This is a genomic window from Allobosea sp. GW823-FHT01F03 (assembly GCF_058798075.1).
On sequence record NZ_CM179505.1, the window covers coordinates 1888529 to 1914747 of the forward strand.

26 protein-coding genes are annotated in these 26219 nt (G+C 67.4%); 12 read left to right on the top strand and 14 right to left on the bottom strand.

All coding sequences use genetic code 11. The features are described from left to right. Nucleotides 1-40: 40 nt before the first annotated feature. The gene (locus AC3RCC_RS08780; protein ID WP_291633223.1) at nucleotides 41-370 is read right to left on the bottom strand and encodes a hypothetical protein; all 330 of its coding nucleotides are present in this window, start codon (nucleotides 368-370) and stop codon (nucleotides 41-43) included. Between the two features lie 203 nt (nucleotides 371-573). Continuing rightward, nucleotides 574-2016: an MFS transporter gene (locus AC3RCC_RS08785; RefSeq protein WP_492258195.1), complete on the bottom strand. Its 1443-nt coding sequence runs from the start codon at nucleotides 2014-2016 to the stop codon at nucleotides 574-576. Between AC3RCC_RS08785 and AC3RCC_RS08790 the strand changes: the two genes are divergently transcribed. Both AC3RCC_RS08790 and flhA read left to right on the top strand, forming a co-directional pair. Continuing rightward, entirely contained in the window at nucleotides 1970-2410 is a 441-nt protein-coding gene (locus AC3RCC_RS08790) for a hypothetical protein (RefSeq protein ID WP_492258196.1), read from the top strand. The genes AC3RCC_RS08785 and AC3RCC_RS08790 overlap by 47 nt on opposite strands. Nucleotides 2411-2620: 210 nt before the next feature. Then, nucleotides 2621-4744, top strand: coding sequence for a flagellar biosynthesis protein FlhA (gene flhA, locus AC3RCC_RS08795; protein WP_452118653.1), 2124 nt, complete (start codon nucleotides 2621-2623; stop codon nucleotides 4742-4744). 95 nt (nucleotides 4745-4839) lie between these two features. Here flhA and AC3RCC_RS08800 read toward each other — a convergent pair whose 3' ends face one another. Beyond that, nucleotides 4840-5397: a helix-turn-helix domain-containing protein gene (locus AC3RCC_RS08800; protein ID WP_452118652.1), complete on the bottom strand. Its 558-nt coding sequence runs from the start codon at nucleotides 5395-5397 to the stop codon at nucleotides 4840-4842. 136 nt (nucleotides 5398-5533) lie between these two features. Between AC3RCC_RS08800 and AC3RCC_RS08805 the strand changes: the two genes are divergently transcribed. Then, on the top strand, nucleotides 5534-6421 hold the full coding sequence (locus tag AC3RCC_RS08805) for a DMT family transporter (RefSeq protein WP_291633229.1): 888 nt from the start codon (nucleotides 5534-5536) through the stop codon (nucleotides 6419-6421). A gap of 107 nt (nucleotides 6422-6528) precedes the next feature. On the opposite strand, the gene AC3RCC_RS08810 is transcribed toward AC3RCC_RS08805, so the two are convergent. Beyond that, on the bottom strand, nucleotides 6529-7623 hold the full coding sequence (locus AC3RCC_RS08810) for a lysylphosphatidylglycerol synthase transmembrane domain-containing protein (protein ID WP_291633231.1): 1095 nt from the start codon (nucleotides 7621-7623) through the stop codon (nucleotides 6529-6531). A gap of 277 nt (nucleotides 7624-7900) precedes the next feature. Then, nucleotides 7901-8275 carry a CopM family metallochaperone gene (gene copM, locus AC3RCC_RS08815; RefSeq protein ID WP_492258197.1) on the bottom strand — a complete coding sequence of 125 codons (375 nt, stop codon included), beginning with the start codon at nucleotides 8273-8275 and terminating at the stop codon, nucleotides 7901-7903. Between the two features lie 170 nt (nucleotides 8276-8445). Between copM and AC3RCC_RS08820 the strand changes: the two genes are divergently transcribed. Beyond that, complete coding sequence (locus tag AC3RCC_RS08820; RefSeq protein ID WP_492258198.1) at nucleotides 8446-9063, top strand: GNAT family N-acetyltransferase; 618 nt, start codon at nucleotides 8446-8448, stop codon at nucleotides 9061-9063. A gap of 11 nt (nucleotides 9064-9074) precedes the next feature. On the opposite strand, the gene fliJ is transcribed toward AC3RCC_RS08820, so the two are convergent. After that, complete coding sequence (gene fliJ, locus AC3RCC_RS08825; protein WP_291633237.1) at nucleotides 9075-9488, bottom strand: flagellar export protein FliJ; 414 nt, start codon at nucleotides 9486-9488, stop codon at nucleotides 9075-9077. Between the two features lie 236 nt (nucleotides 9489-9724). Between fliJ and AC3RCC_RS08830 the strand changes: the two genes are divergently transcribed. Together AC3RCC_RS08830 and AC3RCC_RS08835 are read left to right on the top strand one after the other, a co-directional pair. Then, nucleotides 9725-10927: an MFS transporter gene (locus AC3RCC_RS08830; protein ID WP_492258199.1), complete on the top strand. Its 1203-nt coding sequence runs from the start codon at nucleotides 9725-9727 to the stop codon at nucleotides 10925-10927. Nucleotides 10928-11072: 145 nt separating this feature from the next. After that, complete coding sequence (locus AC3RCC_RS08835) at nucleotides 11073-11660, top strand: TlpA disulfide reductase family protein (RefSeq protein ID WP_452118649.1); 588 nt, start codon at nucleotides 11073-11075, stop codon at nucleotides 11658-11660. A gap of 8 nt (nucleotides 11661-11668) precedes the next feature. Here the strand turns inward: AC3RCC_RS08835 and fliI are convergent, their stop codons facing one another. Beyond that, nucleotides 11669-13009 (bottom strand): flagellar protein export ATPase FliI, encoded by a 1341-nt coding sequence (gene fliI / locus AC3RCC_RS08840; protein WP_291633240.1) that lies wholly within the window; start codon nucleotides 13007-13009, stop codon nucleotides 11669-11671. Between the two features lie 346 nt (nucleotides 13010-13355). Between fliI and ctrA the strand changes: the two genes are divergently transcribed. Further along, entirely contained in the window at nucleotides 13356-14057 is a 702-nt protein-coding gene (ctrA, locus tag AC3RCC_RS08845; RefSeq protein WP_291633241.1) for a response regulator transcription factor CtrA, read from the top strand. 145 nt (nucleotides 14058-14202) lie between these two features. Here the strand turns inward: ctrA and AC3RCC_RS08850 are convergent, their stop codons facing one another. The 6 genes from AC3RCC_RS08850 to chpT form a co-directional block, all read right to left on the bottom strand. Beyond that, nucleotides 14203-15105: a CheR family methyltransferase gene (locus tag AC3RCC_RS08850; protein ID WP_492258200.1), complete on the bottom strand. Its 903-nt coding sequence runs from the start codon at nucleotides 15103-15105 to the stop codon at nucleotides 14203-14205. Then, the gene (gene cheB / locus AC3RCC_RS08855; RefSeq protein ID WP_492258201.1) at nucleotides 15102-16196 is read right to left on the bottom strand and encodes a chemotaxis-specific protein-glutamate methyltransferase CheB; all 1095 of its coding nucleotides are present in this window, start codon (nucleotides 16194-16196) and stop codon (nucleotides 15102-15104) included. Before cheB ends, AC3RCC_RS08850 begins: the two co-directional genes overlap by 4 nt. A gap of 87 nt (nucleotides 16197-16283) precedes the next feature. Further along, nucleotides 16284-16649 carry a response regulator gene (locus AC3RCC_RS08860; RefSeq protein ID WP_291633244.1) on the bottom strand — a complete coding sequence of 122 codons (366 nt, stop codon included), beginning with the start codon at nucleotides 16647-16649 and terminating at the stop codon, nucleotides 16284-16286. Between the two features lie 26 nt (nucleotides 16650-16675). Next, complete coding sequence (locus AC3RCC_RS08865) at nucleotides 16676-17176, bottom strand: chemotaxis protein CheW (RefSeq protein WP_291633245.1); 501 nt, start codon at nucleotides 17174-17176, stop codon at nucleotides 16676-16678. Beyond that, nucleotides 17173-19770, bottom strand: coding sequence for a hybrid sensor histidine kinase/response regulator (locus AC3RCC_RS08870; RefSeq protein WP_492258766.1), 2598 nt, complete (start codon nucleotides 19768-19770; stop codon nucleotides 17173-17175). Before AC3RCC_RS08870 ends, AC3RCC_RS08865 begins: the two co-directional genes overlap by 4 nt. 126 nt (nucleotides 19771-19896) lie before the next feature. Then, a complete protein-coding gene (chpT, locus tag AC3RCC_RS08875) occupies nucleotides 19897-20535 on the bottom strand; it encodes a histidine phosphotransferase ChpT (RefSeq protein WP_492258202.1) in 639 nt (212 codons plus the stop codon). A 237-nt stretch (nucleotides 20536-20772) separates the two neighbouring features. Here chpT and AC3RCC_RS08880 point away from each other — a divergent pair, with 237 nt between their 5' ends. Further along, the gene (locus AC3RCC_RS08880) at nucleotides 20773-21612 is read left to right on the top strand and encodes a 3'(2'),5'-bisphosphate nucleotidase CysQ family protein (protein WP_492258203.1); all 840 of its coding nucleotides are present in this window, start codon (nucleotides 20773-20775) and stop codon (nucleotides 21610-21612) included. A 3-nt stretch (nucleotides 21613-21615) separates the two neighbouring features. Here AC3RCC_RS08880 and AC3RCC_RS08885 read toward each other — a convergent pair whose 3' ends face one another. Next, nucleotides 21616-22140: a YHS domain-containing (seleno)protein gene (locus AC3RCC_RS08885; protein WP_291633248.1), complete on the bottom strand. Its 525-nt coding sequence runs from the start codon at nucleotides 22138-22140 to the stop codon at nucleotides 21616-21618. 192 nt (nucleotides 22141-22332) lie between these two features. Between AC3RCC_RS08885 and AC3RCC_RS08890 the strand changes: the two genes are divergently transcribed. The 4 genes from AC3RCC_RS08890 to AC3RCC_RS08905 all read left to right on the top strand — a co-directional run bounded on the left by AC3RCC_RS08890 (nucleotide 22333) and on the right by AC3RCC_RS08905 (nucleotide 26218). Further along, nucleotides 22333-22905: a DUF1134 domain-containing protein gene (locus tag AC3RCC_RS08890; protein WP_291633249.1), complete on the top strand. Its 573-nt coding sequence runs from the start codon at nucleotides 22333-22335 to the stop codon at nucleotides 22903-22905. Nucleotides 22906-22990: 85 nt separating this feature from the next. Continuing rightward, entirely contained in the window at nucleotides 22991-24241 is a 1251-nt protein-coding gene (locus AC3RCC_RS08895; protein ID WP_492258204.1) for a coiled-coil domain-containing protein, read from the top strand. Nucleotides 24242-24428: 187 nt separating this feature from the next. Continuing rightward, nucleotides 24429-25361 carry a sugar kinase gene (locus AC3RCC_RS08900; RefSeq protein ID WP_365875950.1) on the top strand — a complete coding sequence of 311 codons (933 nt, stop codon included), beginning with the start codon at nucleotides 24429-24431 and terminating at the stop codon, nucleotides 25359-25361. Further along, a complete protein-coding gene (locus AC3RCC_RS08905; protein ID WP_492258205.1) occupies nucleotides 25358-26218 on the top strand; it encodes a TIGR01459 family HAD-type hydrolase in 861 nt (286 codons plus the stop codon). The genes AC3RCC_RS08900 and AC3RCC_RS08905 overlap by 4 nt, the downstream gene beginning before the upstream one ends. The last annotated feature ends 1 nt before the right edge of the window (nucleotide 26219 follow it).

Here is a 26219-nt window from a genome sequence, read left to right on the forward strand (position 1 = left end):
AAGCGGGCCGGAGCGCAGGCTCCGGCCCGTGGAAGGCAGCTCAGTAGTAGTAGCGGCGGCGATAATAGGGCCGCGGGCGGTAATAGTAGCGCGGGCGATAATAGGGGCGCCGATAATAGCGCGGACGGTAGTACGGCCGCCGGTAGTAGCGCGGGCGGCGATAGTAATAGTACTGGCTGAAGTCGGCGTCGGCCTTGTCGAGCGCGGCGCTGGTCTCGGCATCGAGCGCCTCGCCGCCTTCGGCGGCCTTGGGCTCCGGGGTCGGCGTCGGAACGGGCTTGGCCTGGGCCGCTTCGGCCGCGGCAATGCCGCCGACGCTGGCGGCGGCGAGACCGCCGAACAGCGCCATCACGAATGAACGTCTATCCATGCATTCCTCCATCAGGTTCGATCCGAGCGCCGCGTTGCCGCGAAGCTACTCTATTCCCCTGCTACCGACCCGTCACGTCCGCGACGCGCCGATGGGTGCGGGGGCTGACGGCGCGGGGGGCCGGCCGTTAGCGGTTTGGGGAGGTCTGAGCCGGAATCGCCGCGCCTCGCCAGCATTGTGAAGGGTCCTTCCCTGAAGCTGCTTCATCGTGCGCCGAGCGGGCGGCTGACCTCCTCCAGCGAACGCCTTTCGGCTCGAACGGCGAACTTGCCGGCGATCAGCCCGGCGCCGATCATCAGCAGGGCGCCGAACAGGTAGCCGCCGAAGACGCTGATGCGCGAGCCGGTGTCGATCAGGGCGCCGAACACCCAAGGGCCGGCGACGCCGCCGAGCGCCGTGCCGAGCGCATAGAAGACGGCGATGGCCAGCGCCCTGATCTCGAGCGGATAGGTCTCGCTTACGGTCAGATAGGCCGAGCTCGCGGCTGCCGATGCGAAGAAGAAGACGACGCTCCAGCAGGCGGTGAGCTGGCTGGCGGTGAGCAGGTCGCGCGCGAACAGGAAACCGGTGGCGGCCAGCAGCACGCCGGAGAGAACATAGGTCGAGGCGATCATCGGACGGCGGCCGAGGCTGTCGAAGAGCCGTCCGAGAAGCAGGGGCCCGAGGAAATTGCCGGCGGCGAAGGGCAGGATGAACCAGCCGATCGCATTGGAGGGCACATCGTAGAAATCGGTGAGGATGAGCGCGTAGCTGAAGAAGATGGCGTTGTAGAAGAAGGCTTGCGACGACATCAGCGCCAGCGCCACCAGCGTGCGCGGCCGGTGGCTGACGAAGAGCGTGCGCATGACCTCCTGCATCGGGGTGAAGCGCCGCGGCCGCAGCGTCAGGGTCGGGAGCGGGGCCTGCGGCGGAGGGGCGGGGGCGAAAGCCTCGATCCGCGCCACGATGGCCTCGGCCTCGGCAAGGCGGCCATGGCTCATCAGCCAGCGCGGACTTTCGGGAATCCAGCGGCGCAGGAAGAGGATGATCAGGCCGAGCGTGGCGCCGATGAAGAAGGCGAGCCGCCAGCCGATCTCGGGATCGATCACCCGGGGATCGAGCAGCACGATCGCGCCGATCCCGCCCATGGCGGCGCCCACCCAGAAGGAGCCGTTGATGACGAGGTCGGTCCAGCCGCGGACCCGGGCGGGGATGAGTTCCTGGATCGTCGAGTTGATCGCCGTGTACTCGCCGCCGATGCCCATGCCGGTCAGGAAGCGGAAGAGCAGGAAGCTCCAGAGATTCCAGGAAAAGGCCGTTGCGGCCGTCGCGGCGAGATAGACGAAGAGGGTGATGGTGAAGAGGCGCTTGCGGCCGAGCCGGTCGGTCAGCCAGCCGAAGAACACGGCGCCGATCACCGCGCCGGCGAGATAGGCCGCTCCGGCGAGGCCGATCTCGGTGTTACTGAAGCGCAGGACCGGGCTTTCCTTCAGCGCGCCGGAGACGGCGCCCGCCAGGGTGACCTCGAGCCCGTCCAGGATCCAGGTGACGCCGAGCGCGACGACGACGAGGGTGTGGAAGCGCGACCAGGGCAAGCGGTCGAGCCTGGCGGGAACATCGGTGACGATCTCGTCGGCGACAGGGCTTTTCTGGCTCAACGGCTTCAACCCGGTTCTCCGCGCCGATGGCGGCACAAGCGAAGAAGGCGACGCAATGCGCCGCCTTCCCCGGAAACTGCTAGCGAATGATCACCGTATGGCTCGGACGCCGCACGGCAACGGGCCGGCGATGGCGATGATGATGGCGGTGGCGGCGATAGACATGGCGGTGACGATGGTGATGGCGGTGCCGATGGTGGTGCCGGCGATGCTGTGTGAACTCGGCCGGCGCCGCGTCGAGGGCTGCCTTGGTCGTCGCGTCGAGCGCGGCCGCATCCGGCTGGGGCGCGGCCGGGGCAGGAGCGGCGGGTGCGGCCTGGGCGCTCGTCAGGGCGCCGACCGCTGCGAGGCCACCGAAAAGGCTCAAAACAAAGGAACGTCTATCCAAAGCATCCTCCAGTAATTCCGGCTCGCGGAGCAATGTTGTCGACCCGGACGCGAGTTGGCTGGCCGAATGCGGCCAGAACACGGCCATTCGATAACGGTCTGTTCAGGGAAAGGTTCCAGGCGGGAATTTTCGACCCGGATTAACCACTCGTTTACCATGAGCCCGGCAAGAATTGCCGGGTACGGGGCGCGCCTTGCGATGCCCGTGCCGGGAGTGGGTTACGCGATGAGCGATGTGACGGCAGGCACCGGCGGCGGCATGACCATGCCGACCCGCGGCCAGGTGGGCAGCCTGCTCAACCGCCCGGACCTCTTCCTCGCGATCGGCGTGATGGGCATCCTCGTGGTGCTGATCTTCCCGCTGCCGGCGGTGCTGCTCGACCTGATGCTGGCGCTCTCGATCATCCTGTCGGTGTTGGTCCTGATGACGGCGCTGTTCATCGAGGAGCCGCTGGAATTCTCGGCCTTTCCGACGGTCCTGCTGATCGTCACCATGTTCCGGCTGGCGCTGAACCTCGCTTCGACGCGCCTCATCCTCGCGCATGGCCATGAGGGGGGGGCGGCGGCGGGCCATGTCATCGAGGCCTTCGCCAATTTCGTGATGAGCGGCAATTTCGTGATCGGGGTGATCGTCTTCACCATCCTGATCATCGTCAATTTCGTGGTCATCACCAAGGGTTCGGGCCGCATCGCCGAGGTCGCCGCGCGCTTTGCGCTCGATGCATTGCCGGGCAAGCAGATGGCGATCGATGCCGATCTCTCGGCCGGGCTCATCGACCAGGACGTCGCCAAGACCCGCCGCAAGGCGCTCGAGGACGAGGCCTCCTTCTTCGGCTCGATGGACGGCGCCTCGAAATTCGTGCGCGGCGACGCGATCGCGGGCCTTCTGATCACCTTCATCAACGTGATCGGCGGCATCATCATCGGCGTCGCGCAGCAGGGCATGAGCTTCAGCGCCGCCGCCACGAACTACACCCAGCTGACGGTCGGCGACGGTCTCGTCAGCCAGATCCCGGCGCTGATCGTCTCGACCGCCGCTGGCCTGCTCGTGTCGAAATCGGGTGTGCGCGGCGCCGCCGACAAGGCGCTCGGCAAGCAGCTCTCGGGCTATCCCAAGGCGCTCGGCATGTCGGCGGCGGTGATGGCGCTGATCGCGATCCTGCCCGGCATCCCGATGGTCCCCTTCCTGCTGCTGGCCGCCGGCTCGGCCTGGCTCGCCCGGCATTTCGGCCAGCTCGCCAAGGAGCGTGCGGTGGAGACCGCGCAGGCGGCCCAGGACGCTTCGCCGCTGGCCGCCGACGGCATGCCGAAGGAAGAGACGCTGAACGATCTGCTCAAGCTCGACGAACTCAAGATCGAGATCGGCTACGGGCTGCTGCCGCTGGTCAATGCGCCCGGAGGGGCCGACCGCCTGACCGACCAGGTGCGGGCGCTGCGCCGGCAGCTCGCCGCCGAGCTCGGCTTCGTCATGCCGGCGGTGCGGATCGTCGACAACGTCCAGCTCGAAGCGAACCACTACTACATCAAGATCAAGGAGATCGATGCCGGCCACGGCGTCGTCTATGCCGGCCAGTACATGGCGATGGATCCGATGGGCGGCAGCGTCAACCTGCCTGGCCACAGCGTGCTGGAGCCGACCTTCGGCCTGCCTGCGACCTGGATCGACGCGGCGCTGCAGGACGAGGCGCAGCTGCGCGGCTACACCGTCGTCGACGCCGCCACCGTGATCTCGACCCATCTCACCGAGGTGCTGAAATCGCACATGCCGGAGCTGCTCTCGCATGGCGAAGTGCAGAAGCTGTTGCGCGAACTGCCCAAGGACCATGCCGATCTCGTCAAGGAGATCGTGCCGCACCAGATCTCGACCACCGGCATCCAGCGCGTGCTGCAGCTGCTGCTCGCCGAGCGGATCTCGATCCGCGACCTCGCGACCATCGTCGAGGGCATCGCCGAGGTCGCCGGCAGCATCAAGAACCCGCGCGACATCGCCGAGCATGTCCGCGTCAGGCTCGCCCGCCAGATCTGCGCCCAGTTCTCCAACCAGAACGGGCAATTGCCGATCATCACCCTGTCGCCGGCCTGGGAAAGCGTCTTCGCCGAGTCGATCGTCGGCCAGGGCGAGGACCGCCATCTCGCCATGCAGCCCTCGCGCCTGCAGGACTTCGTCCATGCGGTGCGCGACAAGTTCGAGGATGCGGCGCGGATGGGCGAGATGCCGGCGCTGGTCACCTCCGGCATGGCCCGGCCCTTCGTGCGCCAGATCGTCGAGCGCTTCCGGCGCGAGACGCCGGTGCTCTCGCAGGGCGAAATCCATCCGCGCGCCAAGCTCAGGACGGTCGGGAGCGTGTAGCGGCCGCCGGCTTCACCGCGAATCGCATCGTCATTCCGGGCTCAGACCTGCGGCCTGCCCCGGAATGACGGCGTCTCGTTCGACTGCGCCGACAGCTATCGCCGCGACACCACCACGAGATAGCGCGCCGGCTCGGGGCCGGGATTGCTGAAGCGGCAATCGGAGGGCGGGCCGAGTTCCATGCAGTCGCCGGGTTCGAGCCGCGTGACGACGCCGCCCTCGTCGAAATCCAGCATTCCGGACTGCATCCAGATCTGCTGTCGGATGAAGGCGTAGGAGCTGGCGGGGTAGCCGATGGCGGCGCCGGGCGGCAGCTCGCCGGCGACCAGTTCGAGGTCGCCATTGCCGGCCGGCGAGATGGCGCGCCGGACGAAGCCGGTCTCGGGGTCGCGCCAGGAGGGCTGGTCGCCCGCGCGCCGCAGGCGTTCGCCGGCGCTCTCGATGCGAGCCAGGAGATTCGACAGGGTCAGGCCGAAAGCCCCGGAGAGGCGTCCGAGCAGCACCGCCGTCGGGCTGGCCTCGCCGCGTTCGATCCGGCTGATCATGGCGCGCGAGACGCCGGAGCGCTCGGCGAGATCGTTCAGACTCCAGCCGCGGGCCTCGCGCTCACCGCGTAGCCGCTCTGCCAGTCTTGACCCGAGATCGTCCATCATCATACCCTTCTTTCTTATATAGTAGACTGCGTCAGGGGTATTGGCCAGATGGCGAGGCAAGCGCTCTGCATTGCCGCCATGGCTGCATGTCCGGCTCGCATTGGCTCTTCCCCGTTACCCCCGCTAAGCGCAGCCCATGTCCCGCAACGCCGCTCTCTTCGCGCTGATGTGCCTGGTCTGGGGGCTGACCTGGCTGCCGATCAAGGTCGGAGCGCAGCATGTGCCGCCGGTCTTCCTCGCCGCAGCACGCTTCACCATAGCGGGCACGCTGATGCTCGCCTGGGCGGGGCGCGACCTCAAGCTGGTTCCGGCGGATGCCTGGCCGCGGCTGATCGCGACGGCGGTGCTGCTCAACACCGGCAATTACTCGCTGCTGTTCTGGGGGGCGGCGCAGGCGCCGAGCGGACTCGCCGCAATCGTCAATTTCGCGACGATCCCGATCTTCACCATCATCGCCAGCCGGATGATCGAAGGCCATGAGATCGGTGCCCGCAAGCTCGCGGCCATCGGCCTCGGCACGCTCGGACTCGGCTTCCTGTTCGCGACGCGGGCGCTCGGCGGGCTCGAGGCGGCAAGCGGCAACCCGCTGGAAATCTGGGGCCTCGCCGCGATCGCCCTGGGAACGCTGCTCTATTGCTTCGGCGCCGTCCTGGCACGCCCGATCGCCAGCCGCATGCCGACGCTGGCGCTCGCCGGCTGGCAGACGCTGATCGGCGGGGTCGGTCTTTGCCTCGTCTCGGTCAGCTTCGAGACCGTGACGGCCGCGCATTTCCAGGCGCTCGTCGCGTGGCCGACCCTGCCTTCGCTCGCCTTCCTCGTCGTCGGCGGCTCGCTGATCGGCTTCACCGTCTATATCCGACTGGTGCGCGACTGGGGCGCCTTCCGGGCCGGCCTCTATGCCTTCATCAGCCCGGCGGTCGCGGTCGCCGCGGGCGTGCTCGTGCTGTCCGAGCCGTTCGGCTGGAGCGAAGCCCTCGGCAGCCTCCTGATGTTCGGCGCTGCCGCGATCGCGCTCAAGCGCTGAGCGCGTCGGCTTCTTTTGCGATGCCATCAGAATTCGGCGGCCGGGTTCAGGCCTTCAGCCTGCCCGGCAAAGACGGCATGGTTCCGTTCGCGAGCGCGCTGAAGCCCTCAATCCGGCTTGTCGATGTGCAGGGCCGCGGCCTTGGCGGCCGCCTGCTCCTGCGCCTTCACTTGCGTCTCATGCGCCATCGTCTTGCGCAGTTGGGCACGCTCGAAGGCGAGCACGATCGGTAGCGACAGCACCAGCGGCAGGATCAGATAGAACAGGCGCCAGATCAGCAGCGCCGCGAAGACGGCGGGCGCGGGCACGCCGGGCATGACGGCGAGGAAGACCGCCTCCATCACCCCGACGCCGCCGGGAACCTGGCTGAGCAGCCCGGCCGAGAACGAGATCAGGAAGGCGCCTAGCACGATGAAGAAGCCGGGATTGCCCTGGTCGGGCAGCGCGAAATAGATGATGCCGGCCGCCCCCATCAGTTCTAGCGGCGCGGCGAGATATTGCCGGAAGACGATCGGCAGGCGGGGATAGACCAGTTCGAACTTGCCGATCCTGAGCGGCTTGAAGCGTAGCCACGAGCCGATGGTGTAGAGCAGGCAGAAGCCGAGCAGGCCGAAGCCGATAAGCCTCGCCTGGGTGTCGCCAATGCCGAACCATTGCGAAAGGCGGTGGAGCGGGCGCAGGATCTGCGGCTCGCCGACGAGGACGAGGCCGAGCAGCAGGATGGTGCCGAAGGCGAAGGTGAAGGAGCAGAGAGCGACCAGGACAGCGATCTCGGCCGCGGAAAGCCCTTTCGCGTGATAGGCGCGGTAGCGCACCATGCCGCCCGAAAACACCGAGGCGCCGATATTATGCGACAGCGCATAGGTGACGAAGGAGCAGAGCGAGATATAGGGCCAGGAAATGCCCTTCTCCTTGCGCAGATGGAGCAGGGCGATGCGGTCATACCAGGCCAGCGCGGCATAGGCGACGAGCGTCGCGAGGCCCGCATGGAAGAAGGCGGCGGGCGAGATCAGCGCGATCTTCTCGCCGATGCCACCGGCGACGATGCCGATGCTCTCCCAAAGTCCGGCATGCTCGAGGCGCGCGCTCATCGCCTCGTTGGTCAGCGCCTCGGCCTTGAGCTTGTCCCAGAGCAGTTCGACCGACCAGATAACGGCGACGAGGCCGATCAGCGGCCAGAGATAGTCGAGATATTTCTTCATGAAACCCGCAGGCGGCCGGACGGCGTGAAGGATGGCGGAGAAACAAGGCTATGCGCAGTCAGCAGCCTGCGCATGCGAGAACCGCGCGGGTCGCGTTTCGTCTCTCTGCCAGTGCGCCGCGGCGAGGGCAAGCGGCCCGGCTGCCATTCTGGCGCCGGGTTGCCCGCAGCGGCGGCCAGGGCCTTTCCGCGTTTTCCCTGAAACGCGGCAAGGCACTCATTCATCGCTTCATCGCATTTTCCTCATGCGAGCCGGTACCGGTTTCGCTTGAAAATGCTCAGTGGCCGTTCTTCTTCAGCCAGGCCTGCATGAAGGCGATCTCCTTCTCCTGTTCGGTGATGATGGCGTTGGCGAGCTTGCGCAGTTCCGGATCCTTGCCATGGGCGAGCACGACCTTGGCCATGTCGATCGCGCCCTGATGATGCGGGATCATGCCGCGCACGAAATCGGCGTCGGCATCGCCGGTGAAGGCGATCATCATGTTCTTGTGCATCTTGTCGTTCACGGCCTTGTAGGCTGCGGTCGCCGGGCTGTCCGAGACGCTGGCGCCGTGGCCGGCATGTCCCTGATGGCTCTGGGCGAAGCCGGAGCCGGAGGAGGCGAGGGCGCCGGACAGGGCAAGACCGGCGAAAAGCCTGCGGTCGATCGTCATCGGGTATCCTTTCGAAGCACTGAGCCGCCATCAGGCCGCACCGGGCAAAGCCGGGTATCGCCTGTGGGCGGGCTGCCGGACGAACAGCCGGCCTGGTCCAGTTGGGCCGGGATCATGTCATGATCGCGGCGAAACGAATCGAGTCCGGGCGGCCGGCCCGGCGGAGCCCCATGTCCGAGACCTTCTCCATCAGCCTGAACGGCGTCACCGATCTGCCGCCGGGCAAGCTCGCCGCAATCGTGACCTCGCTGGAAATGCATGCGGCGCCGCCGTTGAGGCCCGATCCGCCGGGCACGGGAGGGTTTTCTCTCGAACAGATCGGCGCCGCCGACACGGCGCGCTATCTTTCGATCTACCGGGTGCTCGGCGAGCGCTGGATGTGGTTCAGCCGCCTGGTCAAACCGGCAGCCCATAGCGAGGCGATCCTCGCCGACGCGGCGGTGCTGTGCTTCGTCGTCCGTTTCGATGGGCGCGACGTCGGGCTGCTCGAACTGGACTTCCGGGTAGCGGGGGAGGGCGAGCTCGCCTTTTTCGGCCTCGAGGAGAGCGTGCTCGGCAAGGGCGCGGGGCGCTGGCTGATGAACCGGGCCCTGGAACTGGCCTGGGCCCGGCCGATCTCGCGTTTCTGGGTGCATACCTGCACGCTCGACCACCAGAGCGCGCCGGAGTTCTACCAGCGCTCTGGCTTCGAGGCGTTCAAGCGCAGCATCGAGGTGGTCGACGATCCAAGGCTCGCAGGGCATCTACCGCGAGCCGCGGCACCGCATCATCCGGTGATCGACGGATAGGGCGGAAGCGCTCAGATGCCGGCGCGCGGCGTGCGCAGGCCGATCGAATCCATCATCGCCTGATCGCGGGCGGCGTCGGCGGCGCGCTCGGAGGCGCGTTCGCGATCCTCGAGGATCTCGACCTTCTTCATTTCCTCGAAGGCCTCCTGCAGCTCGCCCTTGGCTTCCTCGAGCTGCCCCTGCAGGTTGTCGGCGGACTGGCGCAGATTATCCCGGCGGCCGAGCGCCGCCTTGGCATAGGTCGGGTAGGCGAAATGGGCGGGATCGGAGATGCCGGCGCGGGTTTCCTCGTTCTGGATCTCGCGGTCCAGATCGCCCGCCATGCGGTGAAACTCGGCGATCATCATCTCGATCTGGCTCACACGGCGGCGCTTCTCGTCCACCTGGAACCGTTTGAGACGCAAAAGGGTCTCTCGCGACTTCATGTCGGCTCTAACTCCTGATTACGCATGGCGGCGCACCGACCCCTCGGCGCGGCGCCCGAAAGACTTCCGCGAGACGAAAAGGACAATGGCGCAAGGAGGTTGACCGTTCCTTACCGGCAGAGACCGCATTTGACGCATGTTGCATCTGCACCGCAAAGCCTGCCGCTTCCCTGACGACTCGATTACCGTCGCCGGAATCAAGAACAAGCACCGAGCGTGCTGTCGGACTTTTCGCCTTGCCTGGCTCTTTCCGTCTCCCCCAGCACGGGCCGCTTCTCGCCGGCCTCGCCCTCACCCGGATCATCGGCTGGGGGTCGATCTATTATTCGCCCTCGGTCCTGGCCGCCTATCTCGACCGGGATCTCGACCTCGGCCCGGCCGTGGTCTTCAGCGGCGTGACCATCCTGCTGGTTACCGGTGCCGCGTTTTCGCCGGCGCTGGGGCGCCATCTCGACCAGCGCGGCACGCGACAGGCGATGTGCGTCGGCGCGGTGATAGCCGCGATCGGGCTCGCACTGCTCTCGCAGGCGCAGGGGCCGGTGAGCTATCTGGCGACCTGGTTCGTGATCGGCATCGGCCATGCGATGCAGCTGGCCAACACCGGCAATGTCACGGTCGCGCAATTGATGGGCGAGCGCACGCGCCGGGTGATCGGGCTGATGATGCTGGTGTCCGGGCTCGCCTCCAGCGTGTTCTGGCCACTGACGGCGGCGCTTTCGGCGGCCTATGGCTGGCGGAGCTGTCTCCTGATCTTCGCCGCCACCCAGTTGCTCGTCGTCCTGCCGATCCATCTCGCCATTCCGCGTTACCGGATGAAACCGGCGGGCGAGGCGCCCGAGGCCGCGCAGGCGAAGGGCGATGAAGGCCGGGTGCCGCTGTCGGAACGGCGGGCGATCTTCTGGTTGATGGCGCTGAGCTTCTCCGCCAGCGGCCTGGTCTCCTGGGGGCTGCCGCTGCACGTCATCGGCCTGATGCAGAGTGCCGGCCTCAGCAATGCGACGGCGGTGGCGATCGCCACGCTCAGCGGCCCCGCGACCTTGGCCGCCCGGGCGATCGATGCGGTGGCGGGGCACAGGCTGCCGGTCGAGCGTGCCGCGCTCGCCGGCCTCGCGCTCGGGCCGCTGTCATGCCTGCTCATGGCGCTCGCACCGGGTTCGCCCCCGGTCGCGATCGCCTTCATCCTGCTGTTCAACGCGGCGATGGGGGTAATCGCGGTCGCGCGCGCGACCTTGCCGCTGGCGCTGTTCGGCCGGCTCGGCTTCGGCAGCATGCTCGGGCGCCTGACCGTGCCGCAGAACCTGACGTTTGCGGCGGCCCCGCTGCTGTTCGCGTTGATGATCGAGCGGATCGGCCCGGCCGGAGCGCTCTACATCTCGGCGGCGATCCAGTTCACGGCGCTGCTGGCTATGGCGCTGCTGGTCCGTCGGCTCAGAGGCTGAGCAGAGCCGGCGCAAATGTCGCGGTCCCTGCCTTGGGGGCGCCATGTTAGGGCAGGAACAGTGCCGGGTCGTCACCGCTTCCGTTCGTCCCGGAGCGCCGTACTGCGCATGGCGATGCGCGCCCAATGCGAGAATCTCCTGTCCTATGCCGTTTCCGTCACTATCCCGCCGCCTGGCCCTGCAGACCTTGCTGGGGGGGCTCGCTGTGTCGGCCCAGGCCGGCGGCCGCCCGCCGGTCTTCCGCACTTCGCGCTATCAGTTCCGGGAGCTCGACCCTGTCGTCGCCATGACGCCGCTGAAGCTGGCGCGGCTCGACGGCAAGCCGGCCCTGGCGAAGCCGACGAGCGGGAAGGTCACTTTGGTCTATCTCTGGGCGACCTGGTGTCCGGTCTGCCGGATCGAGCTGCCGCGCTTCGAGCGTCAGCTGGCGCAGCTCCGGCGGGACGGCGTCGAGCTGCTGACGATCGCCACCGATGAACGCGAGCCGGCGCATGTCAGGGCCTATCTCGCCCGCCTCGGCGTGAAGCAGCTCCCGGTCTTCCTCGATCATGGCGGCACGCGGCTTTCAGCGCCGCGCGAGGATGGCAGCGAGGCGCCGTTCTCTCTCTCCGAGGGGTTGCCGATCACCTATGTCCTCGATCCGCGCGGCGGGGTGCGCGGCTATCTTCTCGGGGAGGCGGACTGGACCGAGCCGGCAGCGCGGGCGCTTCTCGCGCATTTTGCCGACAACTGAGCCGGGGCTCACATCCCCATGATGCGGGCGAGCCTCGCATAGCCGTCGCCCAGTCCGGTCGCCTCGTCCTTGGCCTGTTTCAGGAAGGCCTCGAGCTCTGGATTGAGGCGGATCGCCTCGTCGACCTCGGCGGAGGCGCCCTGGCGATAGGCGCCGAGGCGGATCAGCTCCTCCATGTCGGCATAGGTCGCGAGCGTGGCGCGCGCCTTCTGCACCACCGGATAATAGGCCGGATCGCAGGAGCGGGGCATGGTGCGCGAGACCGATTTCAGCACGTTCACCGCCGGGTAGCGGCCGCGTTCGGCGATGCCGCGTTCCATCACGATATGGCCGTCGAGAATACCACGCACGGCATCGGCGACCGGCTCGTCATGGTCGCCGCCGTCGACCAGCACGGTGAACAGGCCGGTGATGGCGCCGTCGCCCGTCCCCGGCCCGGCGCGCTCCAGCAGCCGCGGCAATTCGGCGAAGACGGTTGGCGTATAGCCCTTGGTGGTCGGCGGCTCGCCGGCGGCGAGGCCGATCTCGCGCATCGCCATGGCGAAGCGCGTCACCGAATCCATCAGGCACATCACCTGCAGGCCCTGGTCGCGGAAGAACTCGGCCAGCGCCAGCGTCGTCAGCGCCGCCTGCTTGCGCATCAATGCCGGCTCGTCCGAGGTCGCGACGACGACGACCGAGCGTGCGAGCCCGTCCGGTCCGAGATCGTCCTGCAGGAACTCCTGGACCTCGCGGCCGCGCTCGCCGACCAGGCCGATGATGTTGACATCGGCCCTGGCATAGCGGGCGAGCATCGAAAGCAGCACGGATTTGCCGACGCCGGAGCCGGCGAAGATGCCCATGCGCTGGCCGAGGCAGCAGGTCAGGAAGGTGTTGAGCGCCCGCACGCCGAGATCGAGCGGCGGGCCGACACGGCGCCTGGCATGGGCCGGCGGCGGATCGTTGCGGAAGGGGATGGTGGTTTCGCCGAGCGGCAGGGGCGGCCCGCCATCGACGGGGCGGCCGAGAGCGTCGACGACGCGGCCGAGCCAGGCCGTGGTCGGCCGCAGGCCGGGAACCGTGCGCTCGACATAGGCCGGGCAGCCGCGCCGGACGCCGTCGAGCCCGCCATAGGGCATGACCAGGGCCTTGTCGCCGGAGAAGCCGATGACCTCGCAGGGAATCCGGGTTCCGGCCGCGATCTCGATGCCGACGCGTCCGCCCAGGCTCATCGCCGAGATCGGCCCGGAAACCTCGACCATCAGCCCTCGAACGGCGCTGACCCGGCCATAGACGGTCATTCCCTCGATGCCGCCGACGAGCGCGGCAAGATGGGAAAGCCGTTCCGGGTCACGCTGTCCACTGCTCATGATGGCTTCCGTCAACCTTTCATTTACCTCTGTGATTAACACTGCGTTTCGAAGCTATGCCGCTGGGAAATGCCGATTTGGGGCAATTCCTCGGGGCGAGCTTCCGCGAAGGGCGCTTTCGCGGCTGAAGCAAGATCGATCCGTGTCAAATTCGACTCACCTGGGCAAGGATCGTTAGCTTTCTCCGAAGAAGCGCTTGCGCCCGGGAATCAGGGTTTGTTAACCATTTCCCCGGTAGCGTGTCGCGTGGCGTTTCATCAGGCAAGCTTTCGCCGTCCAGGGCCGTGGGGGTTCGGGACGGAGTCAATTCGGATCGCTGGCCTCGGGGCGAAATTGGGGACGTGACATGCGGGTTCTGCTGATCGAAGACGATAGCGCAACCGCCCAAAGCATCGAGCTGATGCTGAAGTCAGAGAGCTTCAACGTCTATACGACGGACCTGGGCGAAGAGGGCGTCGATCTCGGCAAGCTCTACGATTACGATATTATTCTGCTCGACCTCAACCTGCCCGACATGTCTGGCTACGAGGTCCTGCGGTCCTTGCGCGTCGCCAAGGTCAAGACCCCGATCCTGATCCTCTCCGGCCTCGCCGGCATCGAGGACAAGGTGAAGGGCCTGGGCTTCGGCGCCGACGACTATCTGACCAAGCCGTTCCACAAGGACGAGCTGGTCGCGCGCATCCACGCCATCGTGCGTCGCTCGAAGGGCCATGCCCAGTCGGTGATCACGACCGGCGATCTCGTCGTCAATCTCGACACCAAGACCGTGGAGGTCGATGCCCAGCGCGTCCACCTGACCGGCAAGGAATACCAGATGCTGGAGCTGCTCTCGCTCCGCAAGGGCACCACGCTGACCAAGGAGATGTTCCTCAACCATCTCTATGGCGGCATGGACGAGCCCGAGCTCAAGATCATCGACGTGTTCATCTGCAAGCTGCGCAAGAAGCTGGCGAACGCCTCCGACGGCAAGAACTACATCGAGACGGTCTGGGGCCGCGGCTATGTGCTGCGCGAACCGTCCGACGCCGAGGAACGCATCCCGGCCTGAGATTTCGTCATCAGCGCGTCATCACCGGCGCGCTACAGGAAAGTCACCTGATCGTCGGATGTACACGACAGGTGAACGGGGACCCCGCCGCGAGGCGGGGTTTTTGTTTGGGCCTCAGGTCGAGCAGGCGATCGGGGGAGGGGGCTCAGCCGAGCGGGGCGAGGGCCGGCGGCAGCTGGCGCGGTCCGGTCTCCGAGGCAGGCTGCGCCGGCGGCGTCGGTGTCGCCGCCTGGCGGCTCGCCGCGTCGCGATAGAGACCGCGATGGACGGGATCGGGCACAAGCGTGGTGGTGATCCCGATCACGGTCTCGGCTGCGCCGAGAACGAAGGCGCCGTGCGGGGCGAGGCGCTGCGACAGCGCCGCCATCACCCGCGCCTTGGTCGGAACGTCGAAATAGATCAGGACGTTGCGGCAGAAGATCACGTCGAACTGGCCGAGATGGCTGCTCGATTCCAACAGGTTGTGCGGTTTCAGCTCGACCATGGCGCGGATGCGCTCATTGACGCGCCATTTGTCGCCTTCCTGGCGGAAATGCTTGATCAGGAGCTGGATCGGCAGGCCGCGCTGCACTTCGAACTGGCTGTAGAGACCCTGCCTCGCCTTCTCGAGCACTTCCGTCGAGATGTCGGTGCCGAGGATGTCGATCTTCCAGCCCGCGAGCCGGGGCGCCGCGTCGTCGAGCAGCATCGCCAGCGAATAGGCCTCCTGGCCGCTCGAGACCGCAGCGCACCAGATGCGCAGATGCCGGGTTCGGGCATTGCTGGCGAGCTTCTCGGGCAGGATCACGTCGCGGAACAGGTCGAATGGCGTGCGGTCGCGGAAGAACAGGGTCTCGTTGGTGGTCATCGCCTCGACGACGGCGCTTTCCAGCTCCCGGCCGGGCTCGCGCCGCAGCATCGCGACCAGCGCGCCGATGCCCTCGATGCCGCGCCGCCGGCAGAGCATGCCGAGGCGGCTTTCGACCAGATAGCGCTTCTCATGGCTGAGATGCAGGCCGGAGCGGATCTGCAACAGGATGCGCAGGAAATCGAAATCCTGTTCCGTCATGCGCCGTGGCCTCCGCCGACCAGGGCGCGAATGGCCGGGCCGATTCCGGCAAGCGGAATGACGGCACTGGCGTGGCGAGCGCGGACCACGGAGCCCGGCATGCCCCAGATGGTGCTCGAAGCCTCGTCCTGGGCGATGACGGCTGCCCCGGCGCGCCGCAGCGAAGCGGCTCCCTCGGTGCCGTCGCTGCCCATGCCGGTCATCACCAGGCCGAGCGCTGCCGAACCGAGATGGCGGGCCGCCTCATTGAAGAGCACGTCGACGGCCGGGCGGCAGAAGCGTACGGGCGGGCCGTCGCTGATGCTGGCGACGATATGACCGAGCCTGCGATCGATGCCGAGATGGCGTCCGCCCGGCGCGATATAGACGGTGCCGCGCGCGAGGCGCTCGCCGTCATAGGGTTCGCGCGCCGGCACGCCGATCTGCGCGGCGATCTGGTCGGCGAAGGAGGCGGTGAACAGCGGCGGCATGTGCTGCACGATCAGCGTTGTCAGATTGTGGACGGCATCGCCGAGATCGGACAGCACGCGGGCGACGGCGCGCGGGCCACCGGTAGAGGCGCCGATCACGAGATAGCGCGGCGGTATCGTGATGAGCGGCCTGAGATCGACCACGCTGCCCGGAACGAGCGCGGGCGCCAGGGCGGGCTCGACATCGGCGGGAGCGCTCTTGCTTCGCGCCGGGTCGATGCTGGCGAGCTTGCTGAGGAACTCGGCCCGGAAATCGAGGGAGAGAGTGAGGCCGCTACGGCTATCGGGCTTGGGCAGGACGTCCACGGCGCCCAGCGTCATGCATTGCAGCGCGAGCTGCGCATTGCGTTCGGTCAGCGCCGTCGTCACCAGTACGGCGGTTCCGGGGCTCTGGCGGACAAGACGGGTCAGAGCGGCGATGCCATCCAGGCCCGGCATGTCGATGTCGAGCACCACAATGTCCGGATGATGGCGAGCGGTATGCTCGATCGCCGTCTCGCCATCGCCGGCGACGGCGACGACATGAAACCTGCCGCTCTCACCGAGCCAGCGCGCGAACAGCCCGCGCACGACGACCGAGTCGTCTGCGATCACCACGGTGCTGGGCCGCGGGACGGTCATCAGCGTCGCATTCGGGGGCGGCATCGGCGGCGACGGGGTCCCGGAAGGGTTGAAAAGGCAGCCAGGATAAGGTGCGGCTGAGTCAGCTCAGAGCAGGCCGACCTGGTGGAATTTCGAGGCGACTATGTCCTTGTCGAAGGGCTTCATGATGTACTCGTCGGCGCCGGCATGCATGGCGCGGGCAATGTGGGCGATGTCGTTCTCGGTGGTGCAGAACACGACCTTGGGGCGCTTGCCACCCGGCATCTGCCGCAGATTCCTCAGAAAGTCATAGCCGTCCATGATCGGCATGTTCCAGTCGAGCAAAACCGCGTCGGGCATCTCGCCGCGGCAGGAATCGATCGCGCGCGCTCCGTCTTCCGCCTCGGCGATGCGGAATTGCAGGCCTTCGAGGATCCGGCGGGCGACCTTCCGGATGACGGCTGAGTCATCGACCACGAGGCAGTATTTCATCATGTCTCTCCAGACGGGACCGGCCTTCAGGCGGCGATCGGCAGTTCGATGTTGAGGATAGCGTCGACGTCGAGAACGACCAGCAGGCGATCATCGAGCCGGTGCACGCCTTTGGCGAGGCCGGCCCAGCCGCGGTCGAGATGCACGGGCACGGGTTCGTAGGTCGCGCGTTCGAGGCGCATGACTTCGCCGACCTTGTCGACGATCAGCGCGAAGGCCTCGCCGCCCTGGTCGATGCCGACGGCCACGAGCTCGCAAGCGCCGGCCTCCTGCGGTGCCGGTGCGGCAGGCTGGCCCATGCGCTCGCGCATGCTGATCGCCGTGACGATACGGCCGCGCAGGTTCAACAGACCGACGATCTCACGCGGCGCCAGCGGCACCGGGGTGATGCGCGTGGCAATGAAGACGTCCTGGACGCGGCCGATCGGCAGGCCCAGCAATTGCTCGCCGATGAAGACGGTGACGTAGTCGAGCGAGTCCTCGAAGCCGGGACCGCCGTGATCGCCCGTAAAGCGCTCTGTGGTCATGCCGCTCGCCTCTGTCCCGCCCGGCACTCCGCCAGTTCCGCGATCAGGGCGCGGCGGTCGAATTTGGTGACGACTTCGTTGATGCGGACCTGCGCTGCTGCCAGATGCAGCTCCGGTGTGGGCAGCGTCGACAGCCCGATGATCCGCAGGCCGGCATGTCTCGGCTCGGCCCGCAGCTGGCTTGCCAGCGCCAGGGCGGCTTCGGGATCGCGGTCGAGATCGAGGACGATCGCGGCGAGATCGGCCTTGCCGGCGGCAAGGCCCGCCGCCAGCGCGATATCGGCGCTCTGGCTGACGCGCATTCCGGAAGCCTTGAGTACGGGCACGAGCATTTCGCGCAGGAAATCGGAGGGTTCCACCAGGAGCACATGAGGCCCGGCAGCCCCTTCGTCCCGGCGGCTGTGCATCCAGCTCGCATTGGCCAGCGGCAGATAATGGGCGAGGTCGACGATTTCGGTGGCCCGTCCGCGGATGATCGCCGAGCCGACGACGCCTCGCTCCGCCATGGCGACCATTTCGATGTCGAGTGCTTCCTCGACGATGTCGACGATGGCTTCGACGGCGAGCGCCATGGCGAAGTCGCCATCCGAGAAAATGACCAGAGGCTGCAGCCCGGACTGGCGCAGCGTGACCCCCTCGACCGGCACGATCGGCATCAGCCGGCCGCGATAATTCAGCAGGAAGCGTCCGCCGCCGCTCTCGAAAAGCGCGGCGTCGACCTCCTCGAGCCGCGTCACCAGAGCGAGCGGCACCGCCTTGAGTTGGCCCGTCCCGGCTCTGAAGACGAGCATGGTGGTGCGCTCGCTTGCTGAAACGACTTCGCCTGTCATGGCCGGTACGGGATCTTCATGGCCGGCGGCGAAGGCCCCGACGAGGCGTGCGACGCCGTTGGGGTCGATGATCAGCACCACCGCCCCGTCGCCGAGAATGGTGTTCCCGGAGAAGAGCGGAATGTGCCGCAGCTTCGTCGACATCGGTTTGACGACGATTTCCTCAGTATGAAACACCGAATCGACGAGAATGCCGAACTGGCGCTCGCCGACCTGCGTCACCACGATGAAGCCGTCCTCGAGCAGCTTGGTGTCGCGCCCCATCATCCCGGAGAGGGCGATGATCGGCAGCAGCCGGTCGCGCAGGCGCAGGACCGGCGAGTCGTTGATCCGTTCGATCCGGTGCTCGCTGCCGGCCTTGACCCGGACCAGCTCGCGTACGACGACCTGGGGAATAGCGAAACGCTGGTTGCCGCAGGCGACGATCAGCGCCGAGACGATCGCCAGCGTCAGCGGGATCTTGATCGTGATCGCCGTCCCGGATCCGGCGACGCTGACGATGTCGACGACGCCGCCGATCGCATCGACATTGACCTTGACGACGTCCATGCCGACGCCGCGACCGGAGATGGCGCTCACCTCTTCGCTGGTCGAGAAGCCCGGATGGAAGACGAAGCGCAGGATCTGCGCCTCGCTCATCTTCTCGATTTCGGCTTCGCTGGCGAGACGCTGCTCGATCGCCTTGGCTCGGATGCGGGCGACATCCATGCCGCGCCCGTCATCGCTGATCGCGATCGTGACCGAGCCGCCCTCGTGATAGGCAGAGACCCGGATCGTGCCGGTTTCGGGTTTGCCCGAGGCCAGGCGTTCCGCCGGCGGTTCGATCGCATGGTCGGCGCAGTTGCGCACCATATGGGTGAGCGGATCCTTGATCAGCTCGAGGATCTGGCGATCGAGTTCGGTATCCTCGCCCTCCATCACCAGCTCGATCTTCTTGTCGAGATCGGTGGAAAGGTCGCGCACGATGCGCGGCAGCTTCGACCAGGCGTTGCCGATCGGCTGCATCCGCGTCTTCATCACGCCGTCCTGGAGCTCGGCGGTGATCAGCGAGAGCCGCTGTAGCGGCGCCTTGATCCCGGAATCCTCCTGCTGGCGCGAGATCTCGAGGAGCTGATTGCGTGTCAGCACCAGCTCCGAGACCATGGTCATCAGATGTTCGAGCGTGTCGACATTGACGCGCAGCGTGGCCGGACCGACAGGGCGGGCAGCGGTCTCCTCCGCGCTCTGCGGACGGGGTTGGTCGAGCGGGCTCGGTGCCGCGCGGAAGACGAGATCGAGATCGTCGGCCTTGGCTTCGCCGGGCGAGCGGTTCTCCCCGGCTGATCTGGCGAGATAGGCCGCGACCGGATCGAGCGCGGCGGGCTCCTCCCGGGACGCCAGTTCCTGCTTGGCCCTGGCCGCGAGGGCGCGCAGCTCGCCGATCAGCTGGTCGTCATTGCCGGGTGGCTCCTGCCCTTTCTCGGTCAGTTCGGCCATGATCTCCTTGATCTGGTCGATCGTCTCGAGGATGGCGGTCACGGCGCTCGACGAGACCGAGGCGCCGTCGCGGAACTGGCCCATCACCGATTCCGCGGCATGGGTCAGCGCCTCCAGGCGCGGCAGGCCGATGAAGCCGCAGGTGCCTTTGACGGTATGAACCAGCCGGAAGATGTTGCGCAGGATGTCGGTGTTGTTCGGCTCCTGCTCGAAGCGCACGAGCTCTCGATCCACCGTGTCGAGATGCTCGCCGGTCTCGCTCAGGAACTCTTGCAGCAACTCGTCCATGCGAGGACCGTTCACTCACGCCACCGATACGGTCCCGGATAGTGCTGCCGAAGGGTTTAAGATCGGTTGAGATCGCCGGGAAAGCTGGCCTGGGACCGATCCTGCCCTGTTTTCCGGTTTTCGGGCTCAGGCAGGGTCGGCAGAGATGCTGACCGTGTCGCCCTCGATGCTGAAGGCGATCGCCATTCCGGCCGCGCGCGCGACCATCCCGGTATAGACCGGCTGGACGGCGTGGGCATCGATGGCGCCGCCTTCGGCGCGGCCGGCGATGAGTTCCTCGACATGGGCGGGGATACGGGCATGCGATCCGGTCGCCGTGATCCTGAAACTGCCCTGCTCGCCGGTAGCCGTGGTGCGGCAGGTGATCTTGCCGCCACGCGGGATCGCCTGCGTCGCGAGCACCAGCAGATTGAGAACGAGCTTGACCTGGTTCTTCGGAAGCAGGGCGCGCGGCGCCTCCCAATCCAGTGAGAGCTTCTCGTCATTCAGGAAGCCATTGGCGACGTTGCCGGCATCGCCGAGGTCGATCATGGCACCGGCCGAGCCGGCGGCGCCGAAGGCGAGACGGGCGAACTGCAGACGGGCCGAGGCGTTGCGGGCGCTCTTCTTGATCAGGTCGAGCGCGAACTCCTTCATCGAGGGATCGTCTTCCTCGAGAACCTCGAGCGCGTTGACGATGGCGCCCACCGGGCTGATCACGTCATGGCAGACGCGGCTGCACAGAAGCGCGGCCAGATCGAGCGGCTCGAGCGTGATGGCGGTCATGATCTGGTCCTGGGTCATAAGGGGGCAGCGCCACCGGCGCCGGCATAGGTGTCGCAGAATGCGCGAGTCTGGTTTGCGGGAAGTTAAGCATAAGGGCCGGGTGCGAATAACTTCGACCAGCATGTCCGCCTGGGATGGCGGCCAGAAGGCAAGTCGGCTTTCCCTTTTTCCTGCAATGGACTAGGTGGTCATTGATGCGCGGCGTGGCCGATATTGCCGCGGCTATGGCTGGAAATCATGACGATTGCTCCCGACGATCCGCTGCTCGATGACCGGGACCGGCTTGCCGGCCTCCTCGGCGAAGCGGCGCGCCGAAGCGCCGCCGTGCTGCTCGCCAAGCGCTCGGCCCGCGACGTCCAGCTCAAGCCCGACGGCTCGCCGGTCTGCTCCGCCGACATCGCGGCGGACGAGGCGGCGAAAACGGCCCTGGCGCAGCTTCTGCCCGGCTTCCCGGTGATCAGCGAGGAAAGTGTCGACGAGGCCGTGGTCGCGCCGGTCTTCATCCTGCTCGATCCGCTGGACGGGACGCGCGAATTCCTGGCCGGCGGCGACAGTTATTGCGTCTGCATCGCGATTATCCGCGACGGTCGGCCGATCGCGGGCGCGATCGCTGCTCCGGGTATCGGCCGGCTCTGGTATGGTGGAGAGCGCGCCTTCGATCAGGCGCTGGGGCCGGATGCCGAGCCATCCGGCGCGCCGTCGGCGATCCGGGTCAGGCCCGAACCGGCGGCGGGGCCGCGCATGCTGGTCAGCCGCTTTCATGGCGATGCCGTGAGCACGGCCATCGCCGCCGCGATCGGCGATGGCGAGGATGCGCCGGTGTCGTCAGCCGTGAAGTTCGGCCTGATCGCCTCCGGCGAGGCCGATCTGCATGTCCGCTGCGGCGCGACGATGGAATGGGACGTGGCGGCAGGGGAGGCGATCCTCGATGCAGCCGGCGGCGTGGTGCTGACCCTGACGGGCGCGGCGACCGAATATGGCTGCAGCGGGCGGGCCTTCCGCAATTTGCCCTTCGTGGCTGCCGGCAGCGCCGATCTCGCGGCGCGCGCCATTGCGCGGGCCTGCGCGACGGGTTGAGGCTCAGCGGGCGATCTGACGCGACACCATCGGCCAGTTGCGCCTCGCCTTATCCCGCAATCCGGCCTCGGCGAGGAAACGGCGGCGGTTTTCCTCCGTCGTGAAGAAGAAGAGTTCGGAGCCGATCAGCGCGTAGCGGCGCGGGTCGGCATCGGCGACGAAGCCTTCGGCAACAGCGCTGGCGTCGAAGCCGGCGAAGCGCGGCTCGTAGAGCGCCGGCGAATCGAGGAAGGCGTCGCGGTTGGCGGCGCTGGCGAAGCGCCAGACCGCGCCGCCATATGTCAGTTCATGCTCCGGGAGGCCCGGCAGGGGGCCGCCTTCGAGATGATAGGTGACGGGGTCGAAGCCGGCGAGCGCGATCGGCGATCGGGTGTCGCGCATCATGGTTTCGCCGAGGCCCGGCAGGTCGGGCAATCCCGCCGGCAGAGCGGCGCGCGTTTCCTGCGCTCCGGAGGGAGCGATGGCGACGATGGTCACGGCGCCGATCAGGGCGAACAGCCGACGCGACTGCCTTGCTGCGGCCTTCATTGCCGGAAAATCCTCGGAAAAGCGTCGTCGCGCCGATAAGCGGGCGGTTCTTCACCGCTTGGATACACATGCAGGGTATCCAAGCGGTTACCGTAATCGCGTCAAACGACGCGCATTGGCGCGTTCTTGCGCCGCCGCCGCCCGGAGCGAAGGCCGCCAGCCTCGCGCCGATGCCGGCCTGGAGACGATGTGATGACCCAGACCCGCCGCACCTTGTTGGCAGCCGCGCTCCTGCTCGCGGCCGCCTCCGTCAGCGCCCCCGCCGCCGCGCAGCAGAGCGATCGGTCCTTCTCCCAGAACGAACTCGTCACCTCCGGACATCAGTTCTTCGGCAATGTCTCGCGGGGGCTTGCGCTGACCATCGAGGAAGCGGTGCGACGCTGGGGAGAGCCGAACGGCTATGTTCTCGGCCAGGAGGCTTCAGGCGCCTTCGTCGGGGGGCTGCGCTATGGCGAAGGCACGCTGTTCACCCGCAATGCCGGCGACCGCAAGGTCTTCTGGCAGGGCCCCTCGGTCGGCTTCGATTTCGGCGGCGAGGGCGCTCGCACGATGATGCTCGTCTATAACCTGCCGCGGGTCGACGCGCTCTACCAGCGCTTCGTCGGGGTCGACGGTTCGGTCTATTTCGTCGGCGGCTTCGGCTTCACCGCTATGGCGGCCGAAGGCGTGACGCTCGTCCCGATCCGGACCGGTGTCGGCTGGAGGCTCGGCGTCAATCTCGGCTATCTGAAGTTCACGCCGGAAGCGACCTGGAATCCGTTCTGAGCGATCGAGCTGCCGTTACTGGAATTGTGCTTTCGGCCATGGCAAGCTGACGTTGCGCGCATAGTCTATCATGGAGCTGCCAGCCTTGATCGAAGCCGTCATGCTCGTCGCGCTCGGCTTCCTGGTTGCCAGCCTGCTTGCGCTGGCGGCACTGCCGGCTCTGGCCCGAAGGGCGGATCGGCTGGCGCGCCGGCGGGCCGAAGCGGCCTTTCCACTGTCGCTGGCGGAGATCGCCGCGGATCGCGATCATCTGCGGGCCGAGCTCGCCATGCGCGAGCGGGCGCTCGAGCAGCGAGCCGAGAGCGGCTTTTCCGCCAGAGCGGGGGCGATGAGCGAGATCGGTCGGCGCGATATGGCGATCGCCCGGCTCGAGGCGGAGCTCGCCGAACGGCGCGACCGGGTCGCCGCGCTCGAGGCGGAACTGGCGCAGACCCTCCGGGACCTCGCTGTGACACGCGAGGACCTCGCCCGTGAGAGCGCCGGCCATCAGACCACGCAGGCGACGCTCGCCATGCGCGTCAGCGACTTGGCGTCGCTGGAACAGCAGCTCGCCGAGACCCGGACCGCGCTCGGCGGCACCAGCGCCGATCTGGCGGCGCGAAGCCATGAACTCGACGAGATCAGGACGACGCATGGGCGGCTCGAAACCGTGCTCGCGGAGCGCGACGCGGCGCTGGCGGCGCTGCGGGACGAGCGCGATTCGCTGCATGTCGCGCTGGTCGAAGCCGGCACGCAGCGGCTGACCCTGGAAACCCGGCGCGACGAGCTTGCCGTGAAGCTCATGGCGAGCGAGAAGACGCTGGCGGAAACACGGGCGGCCCTGGCTGCGATGAAGCTCGACCGCGATAGCGAGCGGTTGCGCGCCGATGCCGTCACCGGCCGTGCCGTCGAGGCCGAAGCCGCGCAGGTGGTGGCCGATACGAACGCGGTCAAGCTGGGTGCCGAGATCGCCAGACAGGAGGTCGCGGTGAAGCAAGGAACGGCTGAACTCGCCGAGGCGCTCGAACGGATCGCCAGGCTCGAAGGCGAGCTCGCGGCGGTCGCCGCAGCCAATGTCGAGCTGAAGAACGGGCTGGCGCAGGAAACCGCCCGGCAGCACGAGAGGATGCGCGAGCGCGACGAGACGATCGAGGCGCTGCATGGAGAGGTGCTCACTCTCCGGGGCGCGCGCGACCAGGCGCGGGCGGACCGGGCCGGTCTAAAGCGCGAGCTTGCGAGCTTGCGGCGCGAGGGCGCCAGCGCGGACAAGGTGGGCGAGGCCGCCTTGCGACAGGAGATCGTGCGACTGGCCGACGCGCTGCTGGCATCGGCCGAAAGCCGGGAGGCGGCGGAATAGCCCCCCTTTGCTGCGGTGCGACGATTCGCTTGCGGTCACAAGGGCCGTGCCCCGGCGTGAGGCAAGCACCTATCTCTTTGTGGTAGCGTCGGATTCGTCCGCGAAGTGGATTCCACTTTGCGGCCCGATGCTATAGGGAGATGTGCCTTGCGCCTTCGCGCGGGACACGGCTTTTTCGGTTTGGATGATGACGGATATCGTTTGTATCGGTGAGCCGCTCGGCGAGTTCAACGCGACGCGCGGCGAGGCGGGGGCCTATCGCTTCGGACTGGGCGGGGACACGTCCAATTGCGCCATCGCAGCTGCCCGGCAAGGGGCGAAAGTCGCCTATGCCGGCGCGCTCGGCAATGACGAGCCCGGCCGTGCGCTCCGGACGGCCTGGGCACAGGAAGGCATCGACGACAGATATGTCTCGACCCATGCGACGGCGCCGACCGGGCTCTATTTCGTGGCGCATGGCGAGCAGGGGCATGTGTTCTCCTATCTGCGCGCCGGCTCGGCCGCGAGCCTCTACGGCCCGGCCGATCTGCCGCGGGAGCTGATCGCCTCGGCCAAGGTGGTCCAGGCCTCCGGCATCAGCCAGGCGATCTCGGCCAGCGCCTGCGATGCGGTGTTCGAGGCTTTCGAGCTGGCGCGCCAGAACGGCGTGCTGACCGCCTACGATACCAATCTGCGCCTCAAGCTCTGGCCGCTGACCCGCGCCCGGTCGATCGTCCACACCGCCTGCCGGATGGCTGACATCGTCCTGCCGGGCGACGGCGACGCCAAGCTGCTGACCGGGCTGGAAGAGCCCGACGCGATCGTCGATTTCTATCTCGGGCTCGGCGCCAAGGTGGTGGCGCTGACTCTCGGCCATGAGGGCTCGCTGGTGGCGACGCCCGAGCGGCGCCAGCGCTTCGTTCCGATCAAGGTCGAGGCGATCGATGCGACCGGCGCCGGCGACTGCTATGACGGCGCCTTCCTCGCCGAATATATCCGCACCGGTGACGCCTTCGTCGCCGGCGCCTACGCGAATGTCGCGGCGGCGCTCTCCACCCAGGGCTATGGTGCGGTAGCCCCCCTGCCGCGCCGGGCCGAGGTCGAGGCGCGGATCGCAGCAGAGGCAGCTCTCAAGGCATGACTATTCCGATCCTGACGCAAGCGGGCGATCTCCTCGCCCGCTACGAAGTGTTGATCAGCGACGTCTGGGGCGTCGTCCATGACGGTCTGCTGGCGCTGCCGCCGGCCTGCGAGACGCTTGAGCGCTATCGCGAGGCGGGCGGCACCGTCGTCCTGCTCTCGAATGCGCCGGGCCCGTCCGACCAGATCGCCGGCGTGCTCGACGACAAGCGCGTGCCGCGCACCGCCTGGGACCGGCTGGTCACTTCCGGCGACGTGACGCGGGCGCTGATCGGAGCGAGCCATCTGCGCAAGGCCTATCATATCGGCTGGCATGAGGACCGCGCCGTGTTCGAGGGCTTCGATGTCGAACTCGTCGACGAGGACGACGCCGAATTCGTCGTCGCGACCGAGCTCAACGATTATCGTACCGAGCAGCCGGAGCAGTACCGGCCGCAGCTCGCGCGCTTCGCGGCGCGGGGACTGCCCTTCATCTGCGGCAATCCCGACCTCGTCGTCCATGTCGGCCATGATCTCCTGCCCTGCGCCGGTGCGCTGGCGACGATCTATGAGCAACTCGGCGGCCGGGTCGCCTGGGCCGGCAAGCCGCATCGTCCGGCCTATGATCTCGCTTTGGCGGCGGCGCGCGATGCGCGTGGCGGCCGGGATGTCGACGCCGGCAAGGTGCTGGTGATCGGCGATGCCGTGCGCACCGATCTCGCCGGGGCGCGGCTGATGGGCTTCGACGGCCTGTTCATCGCCGGCGGCATCCATCGCGACGAGACGATCCGCGACGGCGTGGTCGATCCGGCCGGCCTCGCCAAGGTTCTGGCGGGGCATGTTCCGGCTCCGGTCGCGGCGATGGCGGCGCTGACCTGAA

Excerpts from the sequence above, each read along its gene's own strand:
- AC3RCC_RS08880 (WP_492258203.1), top strand. The coding sequence starts at position 20,773 with ATGACGATTGCTCCCGACGATCCGCTGCTCGATGACCGGGACCGGCTT.
- AC3RCC_RS08820 (WP_492258198.1), top strand. The coding sequence starts at position 8,446 with ATGTCCGAGACCTTCTCCATCAGCCTGAACGGCGTCACCGATCTGCCG.
- AC3RCC_RS08835 (WP_452118649.1), top strand. The coding sequence starts at position 11,073 with ATGCCGTTTCCGTCACTATCCCGCCGCCTGGCCCTGCAGACCTTGCTG.
- chpT (WP_492258202.1), bottom strand. The coding sequence starts at position 20,535 with ATGACCGCCATCACGCTCGAGCCGCTCGATCTGGCCGCGCTTCTGTGC.
- fliI (WP_291633240.1), bottom strand. The coding sequence starts at position 13,009 with ATGAGCAGTGGACAGCGTGACCCGGAACGGCTTTCCCATCTTGCCGCG.
- AC3RCC_RS08810 (WP_291633231.1), bottom strand. The coding sequence starts at position 7,623 with ATGAAGAAATATCTCGACTATCTCTGGCCGCTGATCGGCCTCGTCGCC.
- AC3RCC_RS08870 (WP_492258766.1), bottom strand. The coding sequence starts at position 19,770 with ATGGACGAGTTGCTGCAAGAGTTCCTGAGCGAGACCGGCGAGCATCTC.
- copM (WP_492258197.1), bottom strand. The coding sequence starts at position 8,275 with ATGACGATCGACCGCAGGCTTTTCGCCGGTCTTGCCCTGTCCGGCGCC.
- fliJ (WP_291633237.1), bottom strand. The coding sequence starts at position 9,488 with ATGAAGTCGCGAGAGACCCTTTTGCGTCTCAAACGGTTCCAGGTGGAC.
- AC3RCC_RS08885 (WP_291633248.1), bottom strand. The coding sequence starts at position 22,140 with ATGAAGGCCGCAGCAAGGCAGTCGCGTCGGCTGTTCGCCCTGATCGGC.
- AC3RCC_RS08780 (WP_291633223.1), bottom strand. The coding sequence starts at position 370 with ATGGATAGACGTTCATTCGTGATGGCGCTGTTCGGCGGTCTCGCCGCC.
- AC3RCC_RS08800 (WP_452118652.1), bottom strand. The coding sequence starts at position 5,397 with ATGATGGACGATCTCGGGTCAAGACTGGCAGAGCGGCTACGCGGTGAG.
- AC3RCC_RS08850 (WP_492258200.1), bottom strand. The coding sequence starts at position 15,105 with ATGACGGAACAGGATTTCGATTTCCTGCGCATCCTGTTGCAGATCCGC.
- AC3RCC_RS08900 (WP_365875950.1), top strand. The coding sequence starts at position 24,429 with ATGACGGATATCGTTTGTATCGGTGAGCCGCTCGGCGAGTTCAACGCG.
- AC3RCC_RS08805 (WP_291633229.1), top strand. The coding sequence starts at position 5,534 with ATGTCCCGCAACGCCGCTCTCTTCGCGCTGATGTGCCTGGTCTGGGGG.
- ctrA (WP_291633241.1), top strand. The coding sequence starts at position 13,356 with ATGCGGGTTCTGCTGATCGAAGACGATAGCGCAACCGCCCAAAGCATC.
- AC3RCC_RS08890 (WP_291633249.1), top strand. The coding sequence starts at position 22,333 with ATGACCCAGACCCGCCGCACCTTGTTGGCAGCCGCGCTCCTGCTCGCG.
- AC3RCC_RS08865 (WP_291633245.1), bottom strand. The coding sequence starts at position 17,176 with ATGACCACAGAGCGCTTTACGGGCGATCACGGCGGTCCCGGCTTCGAG.
- flhA (WP_452118653.1), top strand. The coding sequence starts at position 2,621 with ATGAGCGATGTGACGGCAGGCACCGGCGGCGGCATGACCATGCCGACC.
- cheB (WP_492258201.1), bottom strand. The coding sequence starts at position 16,196 with ATGACCGTCCCGCGGCCCAGCACCGTGGTGATCGCAGACGACTCGGTC.
- AC3RCC_RS08905 (WP_492258205.1), top strand. The coding sequence starts at position 25,358 with ATGACTATTCCGATCCTGACGCAAGCGGGCGATCTCCTCGCCCGCTAC.
- AC3RCC_RS08860 (WP_291633244.1), bottom strand. The coding sequence starts at position 16,649 with ATGAAATACTGCCTCGTGGTCGATGACTCAGCCGTCATCCGGAAGGTC.